The sequence below is a fragment of the Janthinobacterium sp. HH104 genome (assembly GCF_001758715.1).
GTDB classification, from domain to species: Bacteria; Pseudomonadota; Gammaproteobacteria; order Burkholderiales; family Burkholderiaceae_D; genus Janthinobacterium; species Janthinobacterium aestuarii.
Window position 1 is genome coordinate 41,441 of the sequence record NZ_LRIB01000054.1, and the last position, 14,123, is coordinate 55,563.

The window sequence follows — 14,123 nt, forward strand, 5'->3', positions numbered from 1 at the left end:
CACCGCAGAGACCAGCGTGAAATCCATTTACAAGCCAGCGCTGCCGGGACTAGGCTTTCGGGTGGCAGGACCTCCTTCCACGCTGACTTTTCTCTATGAAAAACATGTCCATCAGCAGTTTTCTTGGCACCGGCTTGCTGGGTGTCGACATGGCGGACGATGCCGTGCGCGTGGTCGAGTTGAGGCGCCGGCGGGGGAAACTGTCGTGCCGCCATTACGGCAGTTCTGCGCTGGCCGCAGGAGTGATGTTTGAAGGCAATATCGAAGATCTGCAGGGCCTGGCCGATGCCGTGCGCCAGGCTTATCGCGACAGTGGCAGCGGCTGCACCCGCGTGGCGCTGGCCATGCCGGCCACGGCCCTGATCACGCATGCGATCCGCCTGCCTGCCGGATTGCCGGAGGAGCAGCTGGAAATCCTCGTGGAACTGGAAGCGGCGCAATACATGCCGTTTCCGCTGGAAGACGCCAGCCTGGATTTTGTCATGCTCGGCCCCGCGCCGCCGCTTGCCGGCCAGGCAGGCAGCGAGATCGACGTGCTGCTGGTGGCGGCGCGGCGCGCCAGCGTGCAGCACCGTCTCGATGCGGCCAAGGCGGCCGGGTTGACGCCGGTCATCATGGATAGCGAGGCGCTGGCCTTGCAGGCGGCGCTCGCACAGGGCGGCTGGCAAGCCTTGTCCGACGGCGGCGTGGCGTACCAGTTGGCCTGGGGCCTGGCCATGCACCGGTACGCCCGATGAAGACCGTGGCGAAAGTGCCGTGTATCAACCTTTTGCCATATCGCCAGGCGGCACGCCGCAAGCGCATTCAGTGGCTGCTGTGGCAACTGGCCGGCGGGGCGATGCTGGGATTGCTGCTGGCCCTGGCGGCGGGCGCCTGGCTGCAGCAGCAGCTCGACGCGCAGCTGCGCCGGCAGGACGGTTGGCGCCATCGCATGCAGCAAGTCCATGCCGTCCTCGCCGCAGGCAAGCGGGTGCAGGGCGAGACGGTGGCGCTGCTGCTGCGCCAGCAGGCCATTGCCAGTCTGCAAGAGCAGCGCAATGCCTGGGTGCGCATGCTGGCGGCCCTGGCCCAGGCGATGCCGGCTGGCGTGGCCTTGCACAGTGTGCGCCAGGAAACGGCGATGGTGCGCCTGCAAGGGCAGGCCGTGTCGCAGGACAAGGTCGCGGCATTGCTGTTGGCGCTGGAGCAGGCCGCGCCCTGGTCCCGCCCGGAAGTGCTGGAAGTGCGCGGCGCGGCCGATGGCGCGGTGGAATGGACGATACGGCTGGCTTTGGCACCCGCTGGGCAATCTTAGTCGTGGAGGTTGATCATGCTGAGCTTGAAGACCGCGTCGCTGTGGCCGCTACCGGCGCGCCTCGCTTGCGCCGCCCTGGCCGGTGCGCTGGTGGCCGCGCTGTTGCACACCGTGTGGCTGGCTGGACTGATGGCCGCCGTGCAGGTGGCGCAAGGCGAGGAGGGCCGCTTGCGCGCCGATTATCTGGCGGCGCAGGCCAGGACGAGCCAGTTGCCGCAGTGGCGTGCAGAGCAGCGTCAGGCCGGCGCCGAACTGGCCCTGCTGGAACAGCAATTGCCGGATCAGCAAGCGATGGCGGCGCTGTTGACGGACATTAACGCCGCAGGCCAGTCGCGCGGTCTGCAATTTTCGCTGTTCAAGCCCGGTGCTGCGCGGCCGCAAGCGCCGTATGTCGCCTTACCGATCGCCATACAGTTGCGCGGCGGCTACCACGCCATGGGCGCGCTGCTGGCGGACCTGGCGCGCCTGCCGCGCATCGTTACCGTGCATGCGCTGGCCCTGACCCTCGGCAAGGACCGCTTGCTGACCCTCGATGCCGTGCTGCAGGCGTATCGCTTGCCCGAAGCGGGGGAGCTGGCGGCGCAAGCGGTATTGGCACCCAAGGCGGGCGTGCCCGCAGTGACACCAACTTGGCGTCCGCTTGCCGCTGTCGCGCCGCATCCCTACGAGGCCGCCGCCCTGGCCGACCCTTTTAACGCCTTGCCGCCGGTGTCCGTGTCCGGTCAGCAGGGCGGCGTGGCGGGGCCCGACCCGCGGCGGATGCGCGAGCCGCTGGAAAGCGTGGCCTTGCCGGCCATCAGCATGGTCGGCAGCGTGCAACAGGACGGGCGCCTGAGCGCGCTGCTGCTGGCGGGCCAGCGCGTGTACCGGGTGGCGGTGGGCCAATATCTGGGACCGGACCACGGCCAGGTCACGCAAATCAGTGAACAGGCGCTGCAATACAAGGAGCTGCTGCAGGACGGGGGAGGCGGGTGGCGCGAGCGGCGCGGCAGCCTGGCCTTGCAGGTGGCAGGGGCTGCTCCGAAGGCCAGCCTGCCCGAGGCGGCGCCATGAGGCCGCATCGCATGCTCCTGGCCGTGATGCTGTGCCTGCATGGCGGCGGCCTTGCCCAGGAAGCCGTGGTGCAGGTGTCGGCGCCGCGCCTGTATGCGGGTGACAAAATCTCCGTCGATTTCCAGAACGTGGGCGTGCGCGCGGCCCTGCACATCCTGGCCGATGCGTCGGGGCAAAACATCATCGCCAGCGACAGCGTGGCGGGCAATGTGACCGTGCGCCTGCGCGACTTGCCGTGGGACCAAGCGCTCGACGTGCTGCTGCAGGCCAAGGGCCTGGACATGCGGCGCAACGGCAACGTGCTGTGGATCGCGCCGCGCGAGGAAATCCTTGCGCGCGAAAAGCTGGAACTGGAACAGCGCGCGCAGATCGCGGAACTTGAACCGTTGCAGTCAGCCATCTTCCAGCTCAATTACCAGAAGGCCGAAGCGTTCCGCACCGTGTTCGGCCTGGACGCGGGGGAAGGGCGCAGCCGGCTGCTGTCGCGCCGTGGCAGCGTGCTGATCGAGCCGCGCACGAATCAGCTGTTCGTCACCGACGTGCCGGCGCGCCTGGAACAGATCCGCCAGCTGATCGCCAAGACGGATATTCCAACGCGCCAAGTAATGATCGAGGCGCGCATCGTCGAGGCGAACGACAGTTTCAGCCGCAACCTGGGCGCGCGCCTGGGTTTTACAGACCAGCGCCTGGCGGCAGGCCAGCTGCCAGGCTTTTCCCTGGGCGGCAGCGGGCGCCGCGCGGCCATCGGCGGCAGCTACCAGGGCGTGGGCGAGGCGACGGGGCAAACCGTGGCCGGCAGCGGCGCTTTCGTGCCGAACACGCAATTCGTCAACTTGCCGGCCGCCAGCATCAATGGCTTGCAGCCGGCCAGCTTCGCCCTGAGCCTGTTTTCAGCGGCCGCCAACCGCTTCCTGAACCTGGAATTGTCCGCGCTGGAAGCGGACGGCCGGGGCAAGATCATTTCCAGCCCCCGCGTGGTGACGGCCGACAAGGTGCTGGCGCTGATCGAGCAGGGCATCGAGCTGCCCTACCAGGTGGCCACCAGCAGCGGCGCCACGTCGATCACGTTCCGCAAGGCGAATTTGCGCCTGGAAGTGACGCCACAGATCACGCCGGATGGCAACGTGGTGCTGGAAGTGGACGTCAACAAGGATAGCGTGGGCCAGGAAACCCGTTCCGGCTTCGCTATCGACACCAAGCACGTGCGCACGCAAGTGATGGTGGAAGATGGCGGCACGGTGGTGCTGGGCGGTATTTATCAGCAATCCGAACGGGGCACGGACAGCAAGGTGCCGATTCTTGGCGACATCCCCGTGCTCGGTGTTTTTTTCCGCAGCACGGGCCGCAGTCAAGAAAAAACGGAACTAATGGTGTTTATTACGCCGAAAATAGTGGCAGATCGGCCAGCAACACGTTAATGTCACATCTTTACGTTTAAGTAACAATGCAAACGAAAGCGGACTGATGGCGACTATGCGGAATGTATCTTGGGGCAACACTTATTGGAGTCGGGTATCGAATTGGCTGGTCTTGCTGGCGCTGGGCGCCTTGCTGGCCGCATGTGGCGGCGGTGGCGGCGATCCGACCCTGGGTGTCAAGGATGGCGCGAATGCCGGTGTCGGCAGCGTGGTACTGGTGGCTGGCGCAACAACGATTGTGGCATCGGGCGCGGACGGGACGGAAGTCGTGCTGACGGCAGTGGTGAAAAATCCCGGCAATAATGCCATGACTGGCCAGACGGTGACCTTCACCGCCAGTTCCGGCACCATCAGCAACACCAACCGCGTGACAGATGCCAATGGCACGGTGACGGAAAAACTCAGCGTGAAGGGCGATGCGGGCTTGCGCGACATTACCATCAAGGCCAGCAGCGGCGGCGTCGAGTCGGCCCCCGTGGTGGTAAAAGTGGTGCCCGTCACCTCGGGTATTGCCAGCTTGCTGCTGACCTCTTCCGGCGGCACCCTGGCGTCGTCGGGCGGTACCGCCGTCAACATGATCGCCTTTGTCAAAGACGCCAACAATGCCGTCGTGCCCAATGCCAGCGTGACATTCAGTGCCGATTCGGGCGCGCTGGGTGCGACAAAGGTCAATACCAATGCGCAGGGACAGGCGCTGGTCAGCCTGAATACGGGGGGCGACGCCAGCTTGCGCACGATCAAGGTCATGGCCAGCGCAGGCGCGCAGACGGCCAGCACGGACATCGGCGTCAGCGGCACCCGGCTGGTCATCAGTGCCTTTTCAACGGTGAACCTGAAGACGAGCACCGACATGGTGGTCAAGCTGGTCGATTCGAGCGGCAATCCCCTCGTTGGCAAACCGGTGACCTTCAGCGCCCGCAGCAATGCCATCACGGTCAAGGGCGGCGGCGCCAGTCCCGCGCTGACGGACAACAATGGCCAGCTGGTGTTGAGCTACAACGCCCAGGCGGGCAGCAGCGACAGCATCAGCGTCAAGGCGCAGGGTGACAGCGTCGTCTTGCCAATTGCAATCAATGCTTCGAACTTCACGATCAATGCCGTGTCGGGTGGCAATGTTGCCTTGACCACCCTGAACACGAACACCTGCTATGCGGTGACGGTGCATAGCGATGTGGCTGGCGTGCCACAAACGGGCAATGTGCGTTTCAGCACGTCGCGCGGCGCCATCTACCAGGACGCGGCCTGCGGCACGCCATTGCAGGCGCCGCTGGCGCTGGTGGGCGGCAATGCCATCGCCTACGTACAGGCCAGCGGCGCCGGCCTGACCGCCCTCACGGCGAAGTACGAAGACAGCGGCGCCTCGGTACAGTCGGAAGTGGAGTTCGTTGCGCCACTGACGGCCCAGGCCATGATCAGCCTGCAAGCCGACCCGGCGGTCATCGGCGCCAATACGGCCGGCAGCACGGCGCAGCGCAGCGCCTTGCGCGCCATCGTGCGCGATGGCACGGCGGAAAACAACCTGGTCAAGAATGCACAGGTGAGCTTCTCGATCCAGACCGATGCCAGCAATGGTTCCCTGAGCTCGCCTTCGCTGGTTGCCACCGACAGCGATGGCGTGGCCACGGTCAGCTACATCGCGGGGCAGGGCACCACCGGTGTCGATGGCGTCGTTGTCAAAGCGCAACTGCAGGGTGTGTCGAGCAATGCGGCCACGGTCAAGCTGACGGTGACGAAAAAATCGCTGTTCATCAGCGCCGGCAGCGGCAACGCGCTGGACGCCTCCGACAGCAGCACCTACCGCAAGACGTATAGCGTGTTTGTGACGGACGCCGCCGGCAACCCCGTGCCGGACGTGATCATCACGGCAGCCGCCTGGCCACGCTATTATTACAAGGGTTATCTGCAATACTCCCAGGCTGCCCAGTCGTGGGTGGTGGCAGCCGCGTTGAAGTGCGACAATGAAGACCGGGACCGCAGCGGCACCTTCAATCCGAATAACGACCTCAATCTGAATGGCCGTCTGGACCCGGGCATTCCGCTCAATCTGTCGACCGGCGGCAAGACCGACAGCTCGGGAACGGCGCTCGTCACCCTGACTTATCCGCGTGACAGGGCCCACTGGCTGGACGTCGAATTGACGATTCGCGGCAATAGTTCCGGGACGGAGGCAACTTATGTCGGTTACACTTTGCTTCCGGGGCTGGCCACGGACTTTAACCGCGTGGATATTTCACCGCCAGGCGTAATTAGTCCGTATGGGCAAGCCACTGATTGTCGTAATCCAAATTAACTGTCGCAGCACATGCAAAATCTGTTTTTAGTAGGCCTCATGGGCGCAGGCAAAACCACGATCGGGCGCATCCTGGCCCGCAAGCTGGGCTTGCGCTTTGTCGATTCCGACCACGAAATCGAAGCACGCACGGGAGCGACCATCCCGTGGATCTTTGAAATCGAGGGCGAGGCCAGCTTTCGCCGGCGCGAGGCCGAGGTCATCCGCGACCTGAGCGCCCAGCAAGGTATCGTCATGGCCACGGGCGGCGGGGCCATCCTCAACGCCGACAGCCGCGCCTACCTGAAGGAGCGGGGCACGGTCGTCTACCTGCGCGCCAGCGTCAGCAACATCCTCGCGCGCACCAGCCACGACAAGAACCGTCCCCTGCTGCAGACGGCCGACCCGCGCCGCAAGCTCGAAGAATTGACGGCGCAGCGCGAGCCCCATTACATGGAAGTGGCCGACATTGTGATCGACACGGGCCGTCCTAACGTACAATCGATGGTTCAGACCATCCTGATGCAGCTGGCCAGCCTCGAATGCGAGGCCTCGCCCAACTGCGTCATTCATGCAGAGCCTTCGATGAACGAGCAATCCAAAATGTTGTTGAGCGTAGACCTCGACGAACGCAGTTATCCGATCGCCATCGGTCCTGGCCTGCTGGCCGACGCCGACGCGCTGCTGCGCCATATCAGCGGCCACAAGGTGGCCATCGTCACCAATACCACCGTCGCGCCGCTGTACCTGGGCCGCCTGCAGGCGGCGCTGGCCAGCGATGGCCGCGAAGTGATCAGCATCGTCCTGCCGGACGGCGAAGAATACAAAAACTGGGCCAGCCTGATGCAGATCTTCGACGCGCTGCTGGCCAACAAATGCGACCGCAAGACCACCCTGGTGGCGCTGGGCGGCGGCGTGATCGGCGACCTGACCGGCTATGCGGCAGCGAGCTACATGCGCGGCATCGGCTTCGTGCAGGTGCCTACCACCCTGCTGGCGCAGGTTGATTCCTCCGTCGGCGGCAAGACGGGCATCAACCACCCGCTGGGCAAGAACATGATCGGCGCCTTCTACCAGCCGCGCGCCGTGATCGCCGATACCTCGACCCTGGAAACCCTGCCGGCGCGCGAGCTGTCGGCGGGCCTGGCCGAAGTGATCAAGCATGGCGCCATCATCGACGCCGCGTTTTTCGACTGGATCGAGGCGAACATGGCCAAGCTGATGGCGCGCGACAAGGGCGCCTTGGCCTACGCGATCGCCCGCTCGTGCGAAATCAAGGCCGACGTGGTGCGCCAGGACGAACGCGAAGGCGGCTTGCGCGCCATCCTGAACTTTGGCCATACCTTCGGCCACGCCATCGAGGCCGGCCTCGGTTACGGCCACTGGCTGCACGGCGAAGCCGTCGGCTGCGGCATGGTCATGGCGGCCGACCTGTCGTGCCGCATGGGCTATATCGACCAGGCTGCCGTCGATCGCGTGCGCGCGCTGGTTGCCGCCGCCGGCCTGCCCGTGAAAGCGCCGGACCTCGGCGTGGCGCGCTGGCTGGAACTGATGGAAGTGGACAAGAAGAACGAGGGCGGCGCCATCAAGTTCATCCTCTTGCAACCGTTGGGCAGCCCGAACATCACGTCCGCGCCGCATGAGCTGGTGCTGGCCACCCTGGCCGCCGGAGTGCAATAACATGCTGCCCGAAGACTTCCTCGCTCCCTATGCAGCCCATTCGGCACAGGGGCAGGGACGTCGTTTTGCCGAGGCGCCGCACGCCTCGCGCAGCCAGTTCCAGCGCGACCGCGACCGCATCATCCATTCCTCGGCCTTCCGCCGCCTCGAATACAAGACGCAGGTCTTCCTCAACCACGAGGGAGACCTGTTCCGCACGCGCCTGACGCACAGCCTGGAAGTGGCGCAGGTCGGGCGCTCGATCGCGCGCAACCTGCGCCTCAATGAAGACCTGGTGGAAGCCATCGCTCTCGCGCATGACCTGGGCCACACGCCGTTCGGCCACGTGGGCCAGGACGTGCTCAATGAATGCATGCAGGAGCATGGCGGCTTCGAGCACAACCTGCAAAGCCTGCGCGTGGTCGACACGCTGGAAGAGCACTACGGCGCCTTCGATGGCTTGAACCTGATGTTCGAGACGCGCGAAGGCATCCTGAAACACTGCTCGCTGACGCATGCGCGCGAACTGGGTCCCGTGGCGCAGCGCTTCATCGACCGCACGCAACCGACCCTGGAAGCGCAGCTGACCAACCTGGCCGATGAAATCGCCTACAACAGCCACGATATCGACGACGGCCTGCGTTCCGGCCTGATCACCATCGCCCAGCTGGAAGAGGTGGAATTCTTCGGCCGCCTGTGGCGCGACGTGCAGCAGGCGTTCCCCGGCCTGTCGGGCCGGCGCGCCATCTATGAAACCCTGCGCCGCCTGATCACGGCCCTGGCCGACGACCTGATCGTCACCTCGACCGGCCTGATTGCCGATGCCGCGCCGCGTGATGTGAACGAAGTGCGCGCGAGTGCCCCGCTGATCCGTTTTTCGGACGCCATGCGCAAGGACGCGACGGACCTGAAACGCTTTTTACGGGCGAACCTGTATCGCCACTACCAGGTCAACCGCATGCGCGTAAAGGCCAGCCGCATCGTGCGCGAACTGTACGACAGCTTCATGGCCGAACCGGCCCTGCTGCCGCCCGACTACCAGCTCAAGGATGGCGACGTCACGCAGCAGGCGCGCAAGATCGCCGACTACATCGCCGGCATGACGGACCGCTATGCGATCCGCGAGCATCGCAGGCTGTATTCGCTCGACGAGTTGTAACCGTCATTTTGGGGTCAGACCCGCCGGGTCTGACCCCAGCATTTGCCGTTGGGTTATAAGCGCGTACACCCATCCGACATCCTCTGTCAATTGGCATGATCAACTAGGTCCCCGCACTATCACCCCAATACCCCCGCAGCACCTTCTTTTCTATCATGGCAGCAAGTCAACAAGGGCTTGCCGCCCATAGTCAAGGAGAGTGTCATGATTGAATCGCGCCGCAGTTTCTTGCGCGCCTTGCCAGCCGTAACCATCGGGGCGGCCATCGCGCCGCTGCCAAGCAAGGCGGCCACGAAGGGCGAAGGCGGCCAGCGCTGGGCGATGGTGGTCGATGTGCAGAAGTGCATCGGCTGCCAGGCTTGCACGGTCTCCTGCATCATGGAAAACGCCGTACCGGAAAACAGCTTCCGCACCGTCGTCTCCACCTATGAAGTCAAGGAAGAGAACCGTTGCGGTACCTACATGCTGCCGCGCCTGTGCAACCACTGCGCCAATCCCCCCTGCATTCCCGTCTGTCCCGTGGGCGCCACCTTCCAGCGCAAGGATGGCGTCGTCGTCGTCGATGGCGACCGCTGCGTGGGCTGCGCCTACTGCGTGCAAGCGTGTCCGTACGACGCGCGCTTCATCAACCACGAAACGGGCAAGGCCGACAAATGCACGTTCTGCGCGCACCGCGTCGACGAAGGCTTGCTGCCGGCCTGCGTGGAAACCTGCGTGGGCGGCGCGCGCATCTTTGGCGACCTCAATGACCCGGAAAGCCTGGTGCACCAGCTGCTCACCGAGAACAAGGTGAAGGTACTGAAACCCGAGCAGGGCACCCAGCCCCATGTGTTCTACCTGGGACTGGACACGCGCTTCGCCGGCCACGTCGAGGGCGAAGCGACTCTTTGGCAACCGAGCAAACACGGGAAATAAACCATGGACAGCCACATCACCGAAATTGTCAACGTCACGCGCGAAGCGGCATGGCTGCCGTGGGCGGTGCAGTATTTTTTCCTCATCGGCCTCAGTTACGGCAGCTTCATGCTGACCTTGCCGTACTTCGTCTTCGGCCGCAAGGCGTATGAACGCCTGGGGCGTATCGCGCTGCTGGCGTCCCTCGTGTGCGGCATGACGGCGCCCGTGGCGCTGCTGGCCGACCTGCACGGGCCGGGCCGCTTCTACCATTTCTATATCTACTTCCAGCCGCAATCGTGGATGTCGTGGGGCTCGTTCTTTATTCCCCTGTATCTGGGTTGCCTGATGCTGTACGCGTGGCTGGCGCTGCGCGTGGATTTTGCCACGCGAGGGCAGGGACATGACCGACTTGCCTTTGCCTATCGCCTGCTGGGGCGCGGTGGCGCCGCTTCCCTGCGCGCCATCCGCATCGCTGCCACTTGCACCTTGCTGGCAGCCTTCGTGGTGGGCCTGTACACGGGCATGGAAGTGATGGTGGTGCGTGCCCGTCCCCTGTGGTTCACGCCCTTCCTGCCGGCGCAATTTGCGGCCACGGCCTTTGTTGGCGCGGTGGGCCTGGCGCTGCTGTTCAACCGCTTCCTACCGGGCCGCGAGCAGGCGCTGGAAGTATCGCTGAACCGCGCGCTGGCCCTGTCGCTGGCGCTGGTGCTGGCCCTGGGCGGCGGCTGGCTGTTCGTGAGTCTCTCTGGCGTGAGCGCCAGCCACAGCATGGCGTTCACCCAGGTGGCGGGCATGCCGCAATGGCAGTTCACGGCTGTCTGGGCCGTGCTGTCCTCCATTGTGCCGATGGCGCTGGCCATCTGGCGCCCGGCCACGAGTGGCCTGGTCAACGGCCTGATCGCGCTGCATAGCGCCTGGATGATGCGCTGGACGATTTTCATCGGCGGCCAGACGATCCCGAAAACGGGCGCCGGCCTGTATGACTACCACCTGCCGATGGGGAATGATGGCTTGATGGGGATTATCGGCACGGCCGGCCTGTGGATCGCGCTGCTGTTGCTGATGCTGGAATTTTTGCCATGGGCCGGACGCATGCTGCGCAATCGTCCCGCCATGGCCACGCACTGAGGAGCTAGAAATGAACGAACACACACACGACGACGTCTCTGAAGACGAGAATGAAAAGCGCCGCAAGCTGCTGCGCTATGGCGCCATCGGCGGTGGCCTGGCCGCGTTTGCCGCCAGCTTTTCCACCACGGCCGGCCGCATGGTCGACCACGCGCTGGGCAAAGATAAACCTGTGCAGAAACTGCACGGCAATTCCCTGCAGCCCGAGTTTTCCGTCGACACGGCCACAGGCAAGCTGACCGTCAATCCGGACCAGCAGGTCAGCTACACCATGTGCATGGGCTGCACCACGTTTTGCGGCGTGCGCGTGCGCCTCGATAAAAAAAGCGGCAAGGTCTTGCGCGTGGCCGGTAATCCGTACAGCCCCCTGTCGGCCGATCCGGCGCTGCCATATCAAGCGTCGATCCGCGACAGCTTCGTGTCGCTGTCGCGCTTCCAGGAAAAGGGCTTGAAAGGCCGCTCGACGGCTTGCGGCCGGGGCAACGGCGTGCTGGAACAGATGGAGTCGCCGTTCCGCGTGCTGGCGCCCATGAAGCGCGTGGGCCCGCGGGGCGGCGGCCAGTGGGAACCGATCGCTTTCGATCAACTGGTCAAGGAAGTGACGGAAGGCGGCGACCTGTTTGGCGAAGGCCACGTACAGGGCTTGCGCGCCTTGCGCGAGCTGGAAAAGCCGATCGATCCGGCGCAGCCGGAACTGGGCCCGCAAGTCAATCAGGTGGGCCTGATGTGCAGCACAGACGATGGCCGTCTGGCGTTCGGCACGCGCTTTTTCAAGCAGTCGTACGGCAGCTTAAACCTGGTCAACCACGGCTCGTATTGCGGCGGCGCCTACCGCAGCGGCTCGGGTGCCATGTTCGGCGACATGAAGAAAATGCCGCATGCGAAAGTGGACTTGGAAAACACGGAGTTCTGCATTTTCGTCGGTACGGCGCCGGGCAATGCGGGCAATCCGTTCAAGCGCCAGGGCACCCTGATCGCCAAGGCCCGTTCCGGCAAGCGTGAATTCAGCTACGTCGTCGTCGACCCCGTGCTGACGAATGCGGACAGCCTGGCCGCGGGCGACCGCAGCCGCTGGGTGCCGATCAAGCCGGGCACGGATGGCGCGCTGGCCATGGCCATGATCCGCTGGATCATCGAGCACGAACGCTATGACCGCAACTTCCTCGTGCAGCCGAACCTGAAGGTGGCGGAAGCGGCGGGCGAGGCCGCCTGGTGCAACGCCACGCATCTGATCATCAACGAGAAGGGCCACGCGCGCGACGGCCGCTACCTGCGCGCGTCGGACATCGGCGCGGTGGAGTTGCCGGAAGAAGAGCGCTACAAGGATGGCGACGCCTTCTGCGTGATCGACGCCGCCACGCAGGCCGTCGTGCCGCACAGCACGGCCAAGGGCGAGGCGCGCCTGTTCTTCGACGGCCCGCTGGACGTGGCCGGCGCGCCGCTGCACCTGAAGACGGCGATGACGATGCTCAACGAGGAAGCGCAGCGCCACAGCATGGATGACTACGCGGCTGCCTGCGGCATCGGGCGCGACATCATCGAAGGCCTGGCGCAGGAACTGACCAGCCACGGCAAGCGCGCGGCCGTCAATGCGCACGGCGGCATGATGTCGGGCGCCGGTTTCTATAACGCCTATGCGCTGGTCATGCTCAATACCCTGATCGGCAATTTGAACCGCAAGGGCGGCACCCTCGTCAATGGCGGCAGCTTCAAGGATGCGGGACCCGGTCCGCGCTATAACCTCGAGAGTTTTGACGGCGAGATCAAGGCGGCCGGCATGCCGATCGGGCGCAATGTGCCGTATGAAAAAACCTCGGAATTCAAGCTGAAGAAAGAAGCGGGCAAGGCGTATCCGGCCAGGGCGCCGTGGTATCCGAACGCGCCCGCGCTGGCCACCGAATGGCTCACCAGCGCCATGAACGGCTACCCCTATACTTTGAAGGCGCTGATACTGTGGAGCTGCAATCCCGTCTACGGCATCACGGGCTTGCGCGCGCAGATCGGCAAGGAGCTGGCCGATCCGAAGAAGATTCCCCTGATCGTCGCCATCGACCCCTTCATCAATGAAAGCTCGGCCTTTGCCGATTACCTGCTGCCCGATACCTTGCTGTATGAAAGCTGGGGCTGGGCCGGCGCCTGGGGCGGCATGCCCGTCAAAATGAGTACGGCGCGCTGGCCCGTGGTCGAACCGCGCGTGCAAAAGACGCCGGACGGCCAGACCATCTGCATGGAATCGTTCTTCATCGCGCTGGCAAAAACGATGGCCTTGCCCGGCTTCGGCCCGGACGCCTTGCAAGACATGGATGGCCAGCGCCTCCCCCTGCAGCGGGCGGAGGACTGGTATCTGCGCGGCGGCGCCAACATCGCCTGGCAAGGAAAAACGTCCGTGCCTGACGCGAGCGACGACGATATCGACCTGTCCGGCGTGGTGCGCATCCGTCCCGAGCTGGAGCGCACCCTGAAGCCGGAAGAGTGGCGCAAGGTGGCCTTCATGCTGGCGCGGGGAGGGCGCTACCAGAGCTATGGCGAGATGTTCGGCCTGCGCCTGCCACCCGCGAATGGCAAGGTGCCAGTGTTACCTGCACCCGTGATCGACGAGACGCCGTATCCGCAGGACTGGTCCACGCACCGTTACCTGAAACCGATGATGCTGTACAACGAGGGCCTGGGCGTGAGCAAGAACAGCTTGAGCGGCAAGCGTTTCCCCGGCACGCCCGCGTGGAGAGTGGCGGCGTTTGCCGACGGCACGCCCGTACGTAAAACCTATCCGGCCAGCGAATGGCCGTTCGAACTGATCAGCTTTAAATCGGCGCTGCAAAATTCGTACAGCATCGGCGCGCGGCGCTTGCGCGGCATCCATCCGGACAACCCCGTCGCCGTGCACCCCGACGATGCGGCCCGCTTGAAGCTGAAAAATGGCGACGTGATTTACCTGGAAACGCCGGGTGGCAAGGCCAGGGCGACGGTGATGCTGCGCCACGGCGTGCAGCGCGGCGTGATCGCCATCGAACACGGTTTCGGCCACAAGGAGCACGGTGCGCGCGCCCACCGCATCGGCAAGTCGCGCCAGCCCGACGAAGCGGCCATCGGCGCGGGCATCAACTTGAACGACCTGGGCTTGACGGATCCGAGCCGCGGCGACAAGAACGTGTTTGTCGATCCCGTCTCGGGCACGTCGGTGCGGCAGGGACTGCCGGCGCGTATCGTGCGGACTTAGATTTGTCCACTAGTTGGTAGGTCGGATTA

The 14,123-nt window shown here is 64.6% G+C and carries 9 protein-coding genes and 1 pseudogene; all 10 read left to right on the forward strand.

The genetic code is table 11. From position 1 onward, the window contains the following. Window positions 1-104: 104 nt before the first annotated feature. Window positions 105-737, forward strand: a complete 633-nt coding sequence (gene pilM / locus JAB6_RS24880; protein WP_070305287.1) for a pilus assembly protein PilM — start codon at window positions 105-107, stop codon at window positions 735-737. Further along, window positions 734-1,294, forward strand: a complete 561-nt coding sequence (locus JAB6_RS24885) for a PilN domain-containing protein (RefSeq protein ID WP_070305289.1) — start codon at window positions 734-736, stop codon at window positions 1,292-1,294. Before pilM ends, JAB6_RS24885 begins: the two co-directional genes overlap by 4 nt. A 15-nt stretch (window positions 1,295-1,309) precedes the next feature. Beyond that, window positions 1,310-2,347 (forward strand): pilus assembly protein PilP, encoded by a 1,038-nt coding sequence (locus tag JAB6_RS24890; protein ID WP_070305291.1) that lies wholly within the window; start codon window positions 1,310-1,312, stop codon window positions 2,345-2,347. Window positions 2,348-2,433: 86 nt separating this feature from the next. After that, window positions 2,434-3,765, forward strand: a pseudogene (locus tag JAB6_RS24895) (type IV pilus secretin PilQ); the annotation flags it as partial. Between the two features lie 55 nt (window positions 3,766-3,820). After that, the gene (locus JAB6_RS24900) at window positions 3,821-6,055 is read left to right on the forward strand and encodes an Ig-like domain-containing protein (protein WP_254671798.1); all 2,235 of its coding nucleotides are present in this window, start codon (window positions 3,821-3,823) and stop codon (window positions 6,053-6,055) included. Between the two features lie 12 nt (window positions 6,056-6,067). Beyond that, window positions 6,068-7,714 carry a bifunctional shikimate kinase/3-dehydroquinate synthase AroKB gene (aroKB, locus tag JAB6_RS24905; protein WP_083292986.1) on the forward strand — a complete coding sequence of 549 codons (1,647 nt, stop codon included), beginning with the start codon at window positions 6,068-6,070 and terminating at the stop codon, window positions 7,712-7,714. 1 nt (window position 7,715) lies between these two features. Continuing rightward, window positions 7,716-8,852 carry a deoxyguanosinetriphosphate triphosphohydrolase gene (locus JAB6_RS24910; RefSeq protein WP_070305297.1) on the forward strand — a complete coding sequence of 379 codons (1,137 nt, stop codon included), beginning with the start codon at window positions 7,716-7,718 and terminating at the stop codon, window positions 8,850-8,852. Between the two features lie 204 nt (window positions 8,853-9,056). Next, window positions 9,057-9,767, forward strand: coding sequence for a sulfate reduction electron transfer complex DsrMKJOP subunit DsrO (gene dsrO, locus JAB6_RS24915; RefSeq protein WP_051991383.1), 711 nt, complete (start codon window positions 9,057-9,059; stop codon window positions 9,765-9,767). A 3-nt stretch (window positions 9,768-9,770) separates the two neighbouring features. Next, window positions 9,771-10,877, forward strand: coding sequence for an NrfD/PsrC family molybdoenzyme membrane anchor subunit (gene nrfD, locus JAB6_RS24920; protein WP_070305299.1), 1,107 nt, complete (start codon window positions 9,771-9,773; stop codon window positions 10,875-10,877). Between the two features lie 10 nt (window positions 10,878-10,887). Continuing rightward, window positions 10,888-14,094 carry a molybdopterin dinucleotide binding domain-containing protein gene (locus tag JAB6_RS24925; RefSeq protein WP_070305301.1) on the forward strand — a complete coding sequence of 1,069 codons (3,207 nt, stop codon included), beginning with the start codon at window positions 10,888-10,890 and terminating at the stop codon, window positions 14,092-14,094. The last annotated feature ends 29 nt before the right edge of the window (window positions 14,095-14,123 follow it).

Excerpts from the sequence above, each read along its gene's own strand:
- aroKB (WP_083292986.1), top strand. The coding sequence starts at position 6,068 with ATGCAAAATCTGTTTTTAGTAGGCCTCATGGGCGCAGGCAAAACCACG.
- JAB6_RS24925 (WP_070305301.1), top strand. The coding sequence starts at position 10,888 with ATGAACGAACACACACACGACGACGTCTCTGAAGACGAGAATGAAAAG.
- JAB6_RS24890 (WP_070305291.1), top strand. The coding sequence starts at position 1,310 with ATGCTGAGCTTGAAGACCGCGTCGCTGTGGCCGCTACCGGCGCGCCTC.
- dsrO (WP_051991383.1), top strand. The coding sequence starts at position 9,057 with ATGATTGAATCGCGCCGCAGTTTCTTGCGCGCCTTGCCAGCCGTAACC.
- nrfD (WP_070305299.1), top strand. The coding sequence starts at position 9,771 with ATGGACAGCCACATCACCGAAATTGTCAACGTCACGCGCGAAGCGGCA.
- pilM (WP_070305287.1), top strand. The coding sequence starts at position 105 with ATGTCCATCAGCAGTTTTCTTGGCACCGGCTTGCTGGGTGTCGACATG.
- JAB6_RS24900 (WP_254671798.1), top strand. The coding sequence starts at position 3,821 with ATGCGGAATGTATCTTGGGGCAACACTTATTGGAGTCGGGTATCGAAT.
- JAB6_RS24910 (WP_070305297.1), top strand. The coding sequence starts at position 7,716 with ATGCTGCCCGAAGACTTCCTCGCTCCCTATGCAGCCCATTCGGCACAG.
- JAB6_RS24885 (WP_070305289.1), top strand. The coding sequence starts at position 734 with ATGAAGACCGTGGCGAAAGTGCCGTGTATCAACCTTTTGCCATATCGC.